Here is a 13,666-nt window from a genome sequence, read left to right on the forward strand (position 1 = left end):
GATTGAAGGGGGCTGCTCCTAGTACGAGAGGACCGGAGTGGACGAACCTCTGGTGTTCGGGTTGTCATGCCAATGGCATTGCCCGGTAGCTAAGTTCGGAATCGATAAGCGCTGAAAGCATCTAAGCGCGAAGCGAGCCCTGAGATGAGTCTTCCCTGGCACTTTAAGTGTCCTAAAGGGTTGTTCGAGACTAGAACGTTGATAGGCAGGGTGTGTAAGTGCTGTGAGGCATTGAGCTAACCTGTACTAATTGCCCGTGAGGCTTAACCATACAACACCCAAGGGGTTTTGTGGACTCAAAAAAAGAACAGATTGAATGTGTATACGAACTTTTAAATAACAGTTTTCCGAATTTTAAAATTTGCTTGGCGACCATAGCATTGTGGACCCACCTGATTCCATGCCGAACTCAGAAGTGAAACATAATAGCGCCGATGGTAGTGTGGGGCTTCCCCATGTGAGAGTAGGACATCGCCAGGCTTTAAATTTTAAGAACCCGCTTTTAGCGGGTTTTTGTCTTTTATTAGACCTGCTGGTATGGCTCAGTTGGTAGAGCGCACCCTTGGTAAGGGTGAGGTCCCCAGTTCGACTCTGGGTACTAGCACCATTATTTTGTATTTTGATTTTTAATCTGAATACAGCACAAGATTTACTTGGCAACCATAGCATTGTGGACCCACCTGATTCCATGCCGAACTCAGAAGTGAAACATAATAGCGCCGATGGTAGTGTGGGGCTTCCCCATGTGAGAGTAGGACATTGCCAGGTTCTTATTTAGAAGCCTCGTCATTCGACGGGGCTTTGTTGTATCTGGAGTTTGTATTCTTTCCGGATAGCCTGAAATGTCCTTCCTGAATGTTGTTTTATGAGTATTATTGCTCTGCTTTATTTTTAATCAAATATTCTTTGCAATCTAAACTTTTAGATTATATCTGATTCATATGTTTGCTATGCTACTGATCTAGATCACATTATAGTCACTATGGTATCAATTGTAGTTAGCATAAGTGACACATGTAACGTTTCAAATCTAAGCAGATTTGCTGGGAGAATAGTACGAATGGGACAGTTTGCAACCCTAGGTTTTATCGCAATAGGCGGCGCTTTTGGTGCTTGTTCACGATATTTGATTTCTGAGCTTTGTGTCTTACTTTTAGGCCGAGGCTTTCCTTATGGTACTTTAACCGTAAATATTATCGGTTCGTTTATCATGGGGACACTTATTGCTTTATTCGAGAATGAAGTAATTGCTGTTGATCCATGGCGCCAAATTATTGGTTTGGGCTTCTTGGGTGCACTAACAACCTTTTCTACGTTTTCTATGGATAACGTTCTTATGTTCCAACAAGGTGACTATTGGAAGGCAGGACTTAATATCATGCTAAATGTTATCTTTAGTATCTCTGCTGCAATGATTGGTTTTCATCTAGTCTTCAAAAACTAACTAAGTTCACTTTGTTCTTTTTATAGTTCCTATATAATGAACTGGCTTGTCGGAGTGCTGAAGTGTTAATCACAAGAGGCTGAGACCGTGAATACGGAATTCGTGGAACCTGATACAGGATAATACCTGCGAAGGAAACAAGGTGGTCAATTTAACAAAGTATCAATTTTAAACCTGATACTACTGCCATCAATCTATCCGACAAGCTGTGTTTATTACAGAAGGATAGGGCGATGGAATCCCCGCAGAACAACGTTATATACTCCCCAATTAATACTGACTGTTTCCAACAAGCATTGAGAGCAGTATCAAATAAAGCTACGGATGTAGGCTTTACGAATGTTATTACTGAAGCTATCTGTGCTGATGAATTTTCTATTCATACTCCAAATAAAGTTTTAAACATCAGGCTTGATGAAACTGATCTTGAGCAGTTTTGTGTGCAGGTCTTTGATGAAAGTAATATCCTAATTGGCTCTATAGTCCACTTTATTGCTACAGGAAAGGATGTAGTTTCCCTTGAAAATGGTCAATGTTTCGAATGGGATTACCTTTCTTCAGACCACTCAACATCAATGGACTCATATCTAGCTTGGCTACTAGTTTCCCTCTCTTTAGACTTCACTATAGAAGATAGTGCTTTAATTTCTCGAAGCGCATTACATGTTTCATGTGAAACATGGCCGTCAGACATCACCCATTTCCCTAAGCTTTCTAAGCATCAACCTGAATCCGTATCTCGAAAAGTAAGTCATTGTGTTGGTCTATATCCTGTAGTCGACACTATAGAACTGGTAGAAGAGCTTATTGATACTGGGGTGAAAATCTTACAGCTTAGGATTAAAGATAAGCATTCTGCTGAGGTTTCTGAGGATATTAAGAGAGCGATTGAGATTGGTCGTAAAGCTAATGTCGACATTGTGATTAACGATTACTGGCAGTTAGCTCTTGAGCATGGAGCATCCTGTTTGCACCTCGGTCAGGAAGATTTAGCGGAGTTAAATGATAGCAGTGTACTAAACAGTAATATCGGTTTAGGCATCTCTACGCATGGGTATTTCGAAATCATCAATGCGCTGCAATATAAGCCATCTTACCTAGCCTTAGGGCACATATTCCCGACAACGACTAAAGACATGCCATCATCACCTCAAGGGCTAGTGAAGCTTAAACTTTACCAAGCTTTAATTACCTCTATTAGCACTAATAGAGGTGCATTACTTCCCACTGTAGCAATCGGAGGTATTGATTTAATGCGAGCCCCTATGGTTATCGAGACAGGCGTAACCAGCGTTGCCGTTGTTAGGGCCGTTACTCAAGCGAAAGACAAGCATCAAGCCGTACAGCAGTTCCAATCTTTGTTTAGTTTACAAAGTCAGGCGTGTGAGAAACAGCATGCTTTCTGATCAGGAATTTATACGATACCAAAGGCAAGTTATGCTGCCTGAAATCGGAGAACAAGGGCAGAGGTGCTTACTTGATTCAGTGGTATTGATTGTTGGATGTGGTGGCTTAGGCTCAGCAGTCGCATTACAGCTTGCTGGTGCTGGCGTAGGAAAGCTAGTGCTATGTGATGATGATGTTGTTGAGATAAGTAATTTACATCGCCAGTTAAGCTACAGAGAATCTGATATTGGAACAGCAAAATCTATCGCGCTATTCAAGCAAATTGCAGATCTTAATCCGATGGTGAGTGTAAGAACAGTCAACCGAAGAATGGCACTGGACTCATTACTCATCGAAGTTGGATTGGCAGATCTGGTGATCGACTGTAGTGATAACTTCCCAACCAGACAAGACATAAACAAAGCCTGTTTGTTAAAGAAGAAACCGTTGGTTTCTGGAGCTGCAATCGGCTGGGATGGACAACTGGCATTTTTTAATTACCAAGATAATACGCCGTGCTACCACTGTTTATATCCCTTCACTGAATCTAGTGCTTCGACTAAATGCAGTGAGTCGGGAGTAATGGGGCCGAATGTAAATATGATTGGTAGCCTGCAATCAATGTTAGCAATTAGAGCTTTAGTTGAACCCAAGACACTAAAACCTGGTGAACTAATTACATTTAATGGTCGCACAATGACTCAGAATAAATTTGAATTTGTTCAAGATGAGGCGTGTGACGTTTGTAGAAAGGAGATGATTGATGGCTGATATATCAGTAATTATTAATGATAAAACCATAACGATTAGTGCTGACAGTACGTTAGTTGATGTAATAAAAAGCCAAGGCTTACCATCTGACGGATGTGCTATCGCTGTTAATAATAAAGTTGTTCCACGCTCAAAGTGGGATTCTATTCAAATGCAAAAAGGCGATATCCTTTCTGTGTTTCGTGCCATTGCTGGAGGTTAATTGTGTTAAAAATTGCTGATAAGACATTCAATTCGAGATTGTTTACTGGTACAGGTAAGTATGCGAACAATCAGTTGATGACATCATCTCTTGCTGCATCAGAGTCTGAACTTGTGACTATGGCATTAAAGCGTGTTGATGTATTCGATAAACAAGATGACATCTTGAGTTCTCTCAACGAACTTGGTGTCAATCTTCTACCAAATACTTCAGGTGCAAAAAATGCTGATGATGCAATTTTTGCAGCTCACCTAGCTAGGGAAGCGCTAAATACCAACTGGTTAAAACTAGAAATTCACCCAGATCCAAAATACTTAATGCCCGATCCTATTGAGACTTTAAAAGCGGCAGAGCAATTAGTTAAAGATGGATTTGTTGTTTTACCTTACTGTCATGCTGACCCTGTATTGTGTAAGCGATTAGAAGAAGTAGGCTGTGCCGCAGTCATGCCTTTAGGTGCGCCTATTGGCACAAATAAAGGTTTAGTGTCGCTAGATTTCCTACAAATCATCATTGAGCAAGCTAACGTTCCAGTGATTGTCGATGCAGGTATTGGTGCACCATCTCACGCGGCTTTAGCAATGGAAATTGGCGCTGATGCAGTTTTGGTTAATACAGCAATGGCTACAGCCGGCGACCCAATTGCGATTGGACGAGCATTTAAGCTAGCGGTTGAGGCAGGAAGAATAGCGTACGAATCAGGATTGGGTGCTAAGCAATTTCAAGCCATTGCTTCTAGCCCTATGACTGCGTTTTTAGATTCGCAGTATGAGGCGAAGCTATGAGTTTTGTTGATGTCTTTAAATCAACGGATTGGAGTGATAGTTATCTTTCTATCATGTCCAAAACGTCAATGGATGTAGAGAAGGCGTTGAGTAAAGCCAATCTCGATCTGGAAGATTTTAAAGCCCTAATATCTCCTGCTGCTGAACCTTATTTAGAGCAGATGGCACAGCGCTCGTATCAACAAACCAGACAGAGATTTGGATCTACAGTGGGTCTATATGTACCGCTGTATTTATCCAACTTGTGTGCGAACGATTGTACTTATTGTGGCTTCTCTATGAAGAATCGAATTAAGCGCAAGATTTTAAATGCTGACGAAATTGATCTAGAGATTGCAGCACTAAAAGCTATGAAGTTCGATAGTGTTCTGCTTGTCACTGGTGAGCATGAGAACAAAGCGGGTATGGAGTATTTCAGGGCCGTATTGCCTCAAATTAAAAAGCATTTCAATTATCTCGCAATGGAAGTACAGCCTTTGGAAGAGCAGCAATATGCTGAGCTTAAAGGATTGGGCATGGATGCGGTTATGGTTTATCAGGAGACTTATAATCCGTCTACTTACGCAGAGCATCATCTAAAGGGCTCAAAAACGGATTTCTACTATCGATTAGAAACACCGGATCGACTTGCTCGTGCTGGAGTAGATAAGATTGGCATTGGTGCATTAATCGGATTGGATAACTGGCGCGTAGATAGTTTATTTGTAGCAACTCATTTAGATTATCTAGAGAAAACCTATTGGAAATCTCGCTACAGTATTTCACTGCCAAGGTTGAGACCTTGCGAAGGTGGGGTGCAGCCAAAATCAATATTAAATGATAAGCAAATGGTACAGCTGATCTGTGCGTATCGTCTGTTCAATCAGCATGTTGATATCTCTTTATCAACACGTGAGTCTGCGACATTCAGAGACAACATACTTCCATTAGGGATAACTACGGTTTCTGCCGCATCCAAGACTCAGCCAGGTGGCTATGCTACTGATACTGAAGAACTAGAGCAGTTTGAAATTTCAGATGAAAGAACGGCGGCTGAAGTTGAGAGTGCAATTAGAAGTCGAGGTTTTGAACCAGTATGGAGAGATTGGAACTCGGCGTATTCGGGCTAGTGTTTCACGTGAAACAAACCAGTAGCGATAAGCTACTGGTTTGTTTTTAGATTAGATAGCGCTTGTTGCGTTTTCTAACCACTGCTTTTCATCACCATCAACCAATGGTGATAGTTCATTCCAAACAGTTTGATGATAGTTATTCAGCCATTTGACTTCATGTTCAGCTAATAGTGATAATTCAATATTACGCTTATCGATCGGACAGCGAGTTAGGGACTCAAATCCTAGAACAGAGAAGTCGCCTTCAGTTTCTATTTCAACAACAATTTCTAGGTTTTCTATACGAATACCAAACTCATCTGTGCGGTAGTAGCCTGGTTCGTTTGAAATTACCATTCCAGCTTCTAAAGCAACATCACTGTAGCCTTTGCCTATTCTTTGTGGACCTTCATGAACACTTAAGAAGTGTCCTACACCGTGGCCCGTGCCGTGGTCGTAATCGAAACCATTAGCCCATAAATGCTGACGAGCAAGGATATCAATTTGATGTCCACAAGTTCCTTTAGGGAAGCGTGCTTGTGCAATACCAATATGTCCTTTTAAGACTAAGGTGAATTGCTTTTTCATTGCCTCTGTTGGTTGGCCAATAGCAACTGTTCGAGTGATGTCCGTTGTACCATCTGGATATTGACCACCGGAGTCAACTAGGTACATCGAATTGTTAGCGACAACACCTGGAGTTGGTTCATTTTCGTGGTTGTAGTGACACATTGCAGCGTTGTGTGCGGCAGCAGAAATAGTGTCAAAACTCAGATCAGCTAAAGAACTATCTTCGCGTCTAAATGCCTCAAGTTGATCAGCAAGTTGTGCTTCATTGAGGAACTCGCTTTGCGAATTCTTTTTATCGAACCAAGTTAAAAATTTAACCATTGCCACGCCATCGCGAACATGACAGTTTTTCATGCCAAGTGCTTCAGTGCTGTTTTTAGTCGCTTTAGGAAGTAAACATGGATCAGCAATCGCAAGTACTTCAGCACCTTGTTGGTTGAGGGTTAAGCCAAACCATGCATTGCTGGTTGCAGGGTCGAGGATAACCTTACTTCCTTTTAAGGTTGCAAGACGCGCCTTAAGCTGACTCGGTGTAAATAATGAAACACCTGCGCCAACGTGTTGCTGGAAGTTAGATGGTACTCGATCTGAATCAATAAAGAATTCAACGTCACTATTGCTATGAATAATGGCATGAGACAAGGCTACTGGTAGTCGAGATATGTCGCTACCACGAATATTCAATAGCCAGCAGATAGAATCTAGCGCAGTTAATACCGCACTATCTGCCTTTTGTTGTTTCAATATATCGGCAATTAATGTGCGTTTTTCTTGGCTATCAATCCCAACCCATTTATTTTCCATGAGTCGCAATGTTGATAAAGCGACATCAGGTCGGTTGCTCCAAAGAATATCAACAGGGTTGTGTTCAACATAAACTAATTCATAGTCATCAGCTAATGCGTTGATAGCTGCTTTTAACCAGCGGCCTGAATGCATTTTAGGATCAATCCCTATTTTGCTACCGTGCTTTAAGTTTTGTTGAATCCAAACAATGGGCGGTGTTTCGATTAGATGTTGATAGGCAAATACATCAGCTGGTGTTTGTTTGGTTACTTGAACGGTGTAGCGTCCATCAACAAAGATAGCGGCTTCTTCAGTCGAGACAATGGCTGCCCCTGCAGAACCTGTAAAACCAGTAAGCCAATGCAAACGTTCATTGTGTGCTGGAATATACTCCCCAAGAAACTCATCTTCGTGCGGAACAATAAAGGCGTCTAGGCCTTCTTTTTTTAACCAGTTACGAAAACCAGTAACACAGCTCTTGATTTCAGCTGACATAATATCTCCTGTCTTATAGTACCTTTGTACACATGGCGATTAAGCTACCCTTTTTACCCTCGGTGTGCAATTTTATCGTTTGCAATAGGTGTGACAGATAGGTAATTGAAAACAGTTCTAGTTTCGATAAAAAAAGTATATTCTATATACAGACACTATATTCGTCCTACCAAGTGTTTTGATTTCTACAAAACCTAATAACTCTTACTTAAGTGAAATAATATGGCATTAACGACTTACGAAATGGCTCGTCGATTGGAGCAACTTGAAGAGTCTCCAGAAAAAGTAATGTACGCAAAGTTACTTGTTGAGCTTGGCAATCAAAGTGAAGAAAGAATAAGAAGTGCAGCTAGCAAGTTACCTCTAGATACTCTCAAGGATATTGTTTACCAATTTCAAAAGGTTCTTGAATCTCGAAAAGGTGAGCAAGTAGACCTAATAGCTCAAGAGCTTATTAAAGATGGGATTTCTGTAGAAGATCTAAAAGCATTTTTGAACAAGTAAGCTCCTAGTTAGGAGCTTACTTGTTTATTTCTGTTTAAGTCTTTTACTTATTACATGGTCTATAGAGAATAAGCCTGCGCCCCAAATGAGGTTTATTAAAATCATCAGCCCCCAAAGTTGGTGATCATAGAATCCGCCTTCCCAAAGAGCAGGGTACGAAATAACGGCCATGATATTAAAGGCAAATAATATGACAGCAAAAGGACGTGTTGCGATGCCTAGTACGAGAAATACAGGCACAATCAGTTCTGTTGCTGTTCCAATATATGCTGCTATCTCCCATGGCAAAAATGGTACCTGATACTCATATTCAAATAGAAATAAGGTGCTATCCCAAGTGCCGAGTTTCACCAGTCCGGCATTGAAAAAGACCCAAGCTACCCACAGCCTACATATCACTAATAAGGCAGGAACTAATACAGTTTGGATATTTTCGACTAAGCCTAGATAGCTAGAATAGCGAGATTGCAATATAAGGTTCATATCTGATTACTCCTGTGTTGGGTTGCATTGACTCTTGTTATTAGGTGTTGAGAATCCAATAATGAGTTGTTTTTCTACTAGTAAGGGAAGTGTGGGTAATAATTGCGGTTCAATTTCTGATAATGAAAATTGGGATTCAATAGCAACGAGTAATTGGTAGCTATTGGCTTCTAACTCTTCAAAATTAATATGCCCATTAGGCTGAACAATTATGTACCCCTGTTGTGGGGCCGTTAAATCTAAATCATCAAATGATTGAGCTGTAATAGCGCTAATTAGATCAAAAATAGCAAAGCGAGATTCAAAACTAATCCCACCTGAAGCGATAACTAACTGAATATTTGGCTGTTGATGTTCATCAATATGACAAAGTGCAGATAATGGTTGGTATTGTTCAGTGGTGGTGTTTTGAGTTTTACAGCGTAAAAGATCGCACGCGGCTTCAAACCTAGCAACCTCGGTAAGGTAAGGTGCAATGTCTATTACTTTAGGAAATAGCAAAATGGTTTTATCAAAACCTTGTCCATAATATGAAACGTTGCCAGTTAGTGATGGCGTAGTTATTACATGCTGGCGTGCTATTTGTTCAAAACATTCATCACCAATTAAAGCGAGAGTATTTGGATACATCGCCTTTAGGACATCAGTGAAATTATGGATGACGTTGTTTCTATATATCTGCATTCGCAGCTCAGCACTAAAATGATCGCTGTGGATATCACAACTCGCGACATTGGATTGATTAATAAGAGTGTGAGCAAAATTCTTTTGTAAGTCAGCTAAAGAAATCATTACGCGACCTCTATGCGGTGGTTTTAAAGTTACTTGCTGCCAATGCTGCAATAGCAGATGCTTTTAAAGCTTCATCTAGCAGTATCTCTGGTTGAGGTATGTCGGTATCCCACTCAATCAAAGTGGCAGTGTTTGGTTTGCGTTGATTCCAAATTCGATATAACTCCCACACTTCATCACAAACTTGGCTGCCATGTGTATCGATCCATATTTTTTGATCGTTAAATTCTTTGACCGTGAATCCCGCTAAGTGAATTTCTTGTACTGTTTGATGGTTTATTGCATTGAGGTAGTGAAGTGCATCAAAGCCATGATTGAGAGATGAAACATAAATATTATTCAGATCTAAAAGTAACTGGCAGTCTGTTCGGCGCTGCACTTCATTTAAAAAGTCCCATTCAGCAATAGTGGAATGATTAAATCGAAGGTAGCTACTTGGATTTTCAATCAGTAAAGGCCGTTTAAGTGCATCTTGAACCTGAAGCACATTCCTAGTGAAGACATCTAGTGCTTCTTCAGTATATGGAAGAGGTAGTAAATCATTAAAGTGTACACCGCCATTTTCACTCCAACTTAAATGGTCAGAGACAAACATTGGTTCAATGTCATTAACTAAGTTAACCAGTGCATCAAGGTGCCATTGACTTATTTGACCAACAGATCCAAGAGACAAACCTACACCATGACAGGAGATCTCGTGTTGCTGGCGTATCTTTTGTAGTTGCTGACGAGCAGGGGAATAGGCTTCAAAAAAATTTTCACTATGCACTTCTAACCAAGATACATGCTCAGGGTTATTCTCAAAAAAGTTCATGTGTGGATGTCTTAATCCAACCCCGATACTGCTATGAATAGTGTGCATGATGTTTCTCTTTTTCGTAGTAAAAATAGGGGCACTAAACTTCGAGTACCCCACAGAAGGTAATAACCTTCAACTTACGAGGAAGACATACTTCCGCCGGCTAGCTTGCCGCATAGCCCTTTAGGAACCACAACAAAGGCATCTTTCTGGTTGTCCATTTTGGCTGTTCCAGCGCATGAACTGGTTTTTGTCGCACAGTCATTTTTCCCAGCTTTTGCAACGCCGTAGCACTTTTCTTTATCTGCTGCGACGGCATGCGTAGCAGTCAGCATAGTGCCACCTAGAGCTAATAAACCAGTAACTGCCGCTGTAACTGCAAGATTAGATTTTTTCATAATTTCGTCCTCGATATGATCCTTAGTTGTGTGGGCAATCGGCTTACACATTGTTAATGGTTTGTTGCGACTGCTTGATAAATAAGATGCGCTTGGCGGATAAAATATTTCAAATAAATTGAATTATTTTTCAATATCTATCTAATTTATTGAAAAGTATGGATAAAAATCGTTCAATTCTAGGCTTTAAATTGATTGCGACTGAAATTAGAGATTGTCTTGGGAACGCTGTATACTGGCAGTAATGTATAAATAAACAGTAATGCCAATCGCAGTAAGATCATTCTCAGAAATAGCGCAGGAAAAACACTCGATTATCAAGTGTTCAACCCCGTTAGACGGATCAGTGACTTACTATGATTAATGGTATAACAGATTGGAAAGGTACGATGGACGCATCATTATTACTCGATGGGCTGAACGACAAACAACGAGAAGCGGTAGCCGCGCCACTTGGCAACCTATTGATCCTTGCCGGTGCTGGTAGTGGTAAAACCCGGGTATTGGTACATCGTATTGCTTGGCTAATGTCTGTTGAGCAAGCTTCTCCATTTTCAGTTATGTCAGTTACCTTTACCAATAAAGCCGCAGCAGAGATGCGAGGTCGTATTGAAGAGTTGATGCATGGCACAGCTTCAGGAATGTGGAATGGTACCTTTCATGGTATTTGTCATCGTATCCTTCGCGCTCATTATCTAGATGCAAAGCTGCCTCAAGATTTTCAGATCTTAGATTCTGATGATCAGCAGCGTTTATTGCGTCGTCTGATTAAAGCGCAAAATTTAGATGAAAAACAGTGGCCTGCGAAGCAAGCTGCGTGGTGGATTAACGGTAAAAAAGATGAAGGATTAAGGCCTTCACATATTGATAGCTACCATGATCCAGTAACTAAAACCTGGTTACGCATCTACTCTGTTTATCAAGAAGCTTGTGACCGAGCAGGCTTAGTCGACTTTGCTGAAATCTTATTGCGATGCCATGAATTACTGCGTGATAAGCAACATATTCGAGAGCACTACCAAGCTCGCTTTAAGCATATCTTGGTTGATGAATTTCAAGATACCAACAACATTCAATATGCTTGGCTAAGAATGATGGCGAGCCCTGAATGTAATGTCATGATTGTGGGCGATGATGATCAATCTATTTATGGTTGGCGCGGCGCTAAAATTGAGAATATTCAACGCTTTCTCAATGAGTTTAAGCAAGCATCAACAGTTCGACTTGAGCAAAACTATCGTTCAACCAAAAACATACTAACCGCAGCAAACCACTTAATTGCCAATAATGTCGAACGTATGGGCAAAGAGTTGTGGACTGATGGCAGTGATGGCGAGCTTATCTCCGTGTATTCTGCATACAATGAGTTAGATGAAGCCCGTTTTGCGGTAAATAAAATTAAAGAGTGGCAAGAGACTGGTGGAGCGCTGAAAGACTCTGCAGTTTTATACCGAAATAACGCGCAGTCTCGTGTTATGGAAGAAGCTTTGATTCAGGCTGGAATGCCATATCGTATTTATGGTGGAATGCGATTCTTCGAGCGTCAAGAAATTAAAGATGCGCTGGGTTATTTACGCTTAATGTCGAATCGAAATGATGATGCGGCGTTTGAGCGAATTGTGAATACTCCAACTCGTGGCTTAGGTGAAAAAACCTTAGAGACCATTCGTTATGCCGCTAGAGATAGAGGCACAACATTGTGGCAAGCTGGTACTCAGCTGTTAGAAGAGCAAGTATTTGCAGGGCGCGCTGCTGGTGCATTAGGTCGCTTTGTTGAGCTGATAAATGCATTGGAAGATGATACTGCTTCACTAGAACTGCATAAAAAAGCTGACCATGTTATTAAAGCTTCTGGTTTGTTTACTATGTATCAGCAAGAGAAGGGTGAGAAAGCTCAGGCTCGCATAGAAAACCTTGAAGAATTGGTCACTGCAACTCGTCAGTTTGATAAGCCTGAAGAAGCAGACGAGATGACCGATCTTACTGCCTTTTTATCTCATGCCGCATTAGAGGCGGGTGAAGGACAAGCTGACGAATTTGATGATGCAGTGCAGTTGATGACTTTACACAGTGCTAAAGGTTTGGAATTTCCCTTAGTATTTATGGTGGGTGTGGAAGAGGGAATGTTCCCAAGTCAGATGTCTTCTGAAGAAGCGGGTCGTCTGGAAGAGGAGCGTAGGCTTTGTTATGTCGGTATGACCCGTGCAATGCAAAAGCTTTATCTCACCTATGCTGAAATGCGCCGTTTATATGGGCAAGATAAATACCATAAACCGTCGCGATTTATTAAAGAGTTACCAGAAGCATGTACTCAAGAAGTTCGCATGAAGGCTCAGGTAAGCCGACCAACAAATTCCGGTCGCTTTAGTCAGACGGTTAAGAAAGAAAGTTTTAATGAAACAGGCTTTGGCTTGGGTCAAAGGGTGAGTCACCCTAAGTTTGGTGAAGGTACGATCATTAACTTCGAGGGAAGTGGCGCACAGAGCCGGGTACAGGTTGCCTTTAATGGCGAGGGTATCAAATGGCTTATTACACAGTATGCCAAGCTTGAAATAATGTGATTTTTTAGCCCCAGTTATCTGGGGCTTTTTACATTTATAGGGTGTAGAAATCTGTAATACCGGGTAAAGATTATTGACTGTAACGGCTGCCAGTATTAATCCCATCACGCGGGAGAGGCAACTGAAGGTATTGCCAATGGATATTAGGAAGTAGAAGAGACTTGAATGTTTAATCTGTTATAAAAAGAAAAACCCCGAGAGCTTGCGCTCTTCGGGGTTATAGTCTTACTCGCAGCAATCCGGCTACTAAGTAGTGCTCCCTGCATCAAATCCTTGATAGTGTGCTGTTATCCTTCAGCGTATTCCTTTTCTCGCCATCCTAGCGGTGTCCATATGACCTTATCCTGGTCTGCCAACAATCCTCGTTAGCGCACTTCACTTATTCCCTGAGCGGTGTCCTTGACATCATCCTGATGTTTAGTCCTTGCCTCATCCAGAGGTGTCCATTGTCTTTCCTTAGTAGCAACCATCCTAGTTACTAAAAGCGTCCATTCAATGTCCAATTTGCTATCCATGCCGATTATTCATCCTGAACAACCGAATCTTCATCCTGAAGAACACCGAATCCTTGGTAATTTCCTTTTCCGTGTCAGCTTCCT

General features: G+C 41.3%; 13 protein-coding genes, 1 tRNA gene, 3 rRNA genes and 1 riboswitch. Of the genes, 12 read left to right on the forward strand and 5 right to left on the reverse strand.

The genetic code is table 11. The features are described 5' to 3' along the window. The 10 genes from A9260_RS09935 to thiH form a co-directional block, all read left to right on the forward strand. Positions 1-271: ribosomal RNA gene (locus tag A9260_RS09935) — 23S ribosomal RNA — on the forward strand; the annotation flags it as partial. Positions 272-364: 93 nt separating this feature from the next. Next, a 5S ribosomal RNA gene (gene rrf, locus A9260_RS09940) occupies positions 365-480 on the forward strand. Positions 481-531: 51 nt separating this feature from the next. After that, positions 532-607, forward strand: a tRNA-Thr gene (locus A9260_RS09945). A 45-nt stretch (positions 608-652) separates the two neighbouring features. Then, positions 653-768 (forward strand): 5S ribosomal RNA (gene rrf / locus A9260_RS09950). 292 nt (positions 769-1,060) lie between these two features. Continuing rightward, positions 1,061-1,444: a fluoride efflux transporter CrcB gene (gene crcB / locus A9260_RS09955; protein WP_068698568.1), complete on the forward strand. Its 384-nt coding sequence runs from the start codon at positions 1,061-1,063 to the stop codon at positions 1,442-1,444. A 40-nt stretch (positions 1,445-1,484) separates the two neighbouring features. Then, a riboswitch (TPP riboswitch) is annotated at positions 1,485-1,598 on the forward strand. Positions 1,599-1,677: 79 nt separating this feature from the next. Beyond that, positions 1,678-2,850 (forward strand): thiamine phosphate synthase, encoded by a 1,173-nt coding sequence (thiE, locus tag A9260_RS09960; protein ID WP_068698570.1) that lies wholly within the window; start codon positions 1,678-1,680, stop codon positions 2,848-2,850. Then, entirely contained in the window at positions 2,840-3,601 is a 762-nt protein-coding gene (locus A9260_RS09965; protein ID WP_068698572.1) for a HesA/MoeB/ThiF family protein, read from the forward strand. The genes thiE and A9260_RS09965 overlap by 11 nt, the downstream gene beginning before the upstream one ends. Then, the gene (thiS, locus tag A9260_RS09970) at positions 3,594-3,803 is read left to right on the forward strand and encodes a sulfur carrier protein ThiS (protein ID WP_068698574.1); all 210 of its coding nucleotides are present in this window, start codon (positions 3,594-3,596) and stop codon (positions 3,801-3,803) included. The genes A9260_RS09965 and thiS overlap by 8 nt, the downstream gene beginning before the upstream one ends. Positions 3,804-3,805: 2 nt before the next feature. Next, on the forward strand, positions 3,806-4,588 hold the full coding sequence (locus A9260_RS09975) for a thiazole synthase (RefSeq protein ID WP_068698576.1): 783 nt from the start codon (positions 3,806-3,808) through the stop codon (positions 4,586-4,588). Then, complete coding sequence (thiH, locus tag A9260_RS09980) at positions 4,585-5,697, forward strand: 2-iminoacetate synthase ThiH (protein WP_068698579.1); 1,113 nt, start codon at positions 4,585-4,587, stop codon at positions 5,695-5,697. The genes A9260_RS09975 and thiH overlap by 4 nt, the downstream gene beginning before the upstream one ends. Positions 5,698-5,748: 51 nt before the next feature. Here the strand turns inward: thiH and A9260_RS09985 are convergent, their stop codons facing one another. Next, positions 5,749-7,530: an aminopeptidase P family protein gene (locus A9260_RS09985; protein WP_068698581.1), complete on the reverse strand. Its 1,782-nt coding sequence runs from the start codon at positions 7,528-7,530 to the stop codon at positions 5,749-5,751. A gap of 222 nt (positions 7,531-7,752) precedes the next feature. On the opposite strand from A9260_RS09985, the gene tsrA reads away from it, so the two are divergent. After that, a complete protein-coding gene (tsrA, locus tag A9260_RS09990; protein WP_068698583.1) occupies positions 7,753-8,034 on the forward strand; it encodes an H-NS-like global regulator TsrA in 282 nt (93 codons plus the stop codon). Positions 8,035-8,058: 24 nt separating this feature from the next. Here the strand turns inward: tsrA and A9260_RS09995 are convergent, their stop codons facing one another. From A9260_RS09995 to A9260_RS10010, 4 genes are all read right to left on the reverse strand, one after another. Then, positions 8,059-8,517 carry a DoxX family protein gene (locus A9260_RS09995; RefSeq protein WP_068698585.1) on the reverse strand — a complete coding sequence of 153 codons (459 nt, stop codon included), beginning with the start codon at positions 8,515-8,517 and terminating at the stop codon, positions 8,059-8,061. A gap of 6 nt (positions 8,518-8,523) precedes the next feature. Beyond that, positions 8,524-9,309, reverse strand: coding sequence for an HvfC/BufC N-terminal domain-containing protein (locus A9260_RS10000; protein WP_068698588.1), 786 nt, complete (start codon positions 9,307-9,309; stop codon positions 8,524-8,526). A 10-nt stretch (positions 9,310-9,319) separates the two neighbouring features. Continuing rightward, a complete protein-coding gene (gene bufB, locus A9260_RS10005; protein WP_197485282.1) occupies positions 9,320-10,174 on the reverse strand; it encodes an MNIO family bufferin maturase in 855 nt (284 codons plus the stop codon). Positions 10,175-10,245: 71 nt separating this feature from the next. Further along, a complete protein-coding gene (locus A9260_RS10010) occupies positions 10,246-10,506 on the reverse strand; it encodes a BufA1 family periplasmic bufferin-type metallophore (protein ID WP_068698592.1) in 261 nt (86 codons plus the stop codon). 389 nt (positions 10,507-10,895) lie between these two features. Between A9260_RS10010 and uvrD the strand changes: the two genes are divergently transcribed. Continuing rightward, a complete protein-coding gene (gene uvrD / locus A9260_RS10015; RefSeq protein WP_068698594.1) occupies positions 10,896-13,067 on the forward strand; it encodes a DNA helicase II in 2,172 nt (723 codons plus the stop codon). Positions 13,068-13,666 lie beyond the last annotated feature (599 nt).

Origin of the sequence: Vibrio sp. UCD-FRSSP16_30 (assembly GCF_001676025.1) — a bacterium.
GTDB lineage: Bacteria > Pseudomonadota > Gammaproteobacteria > Enterobacterales > Vibrionaceae > Vibrio.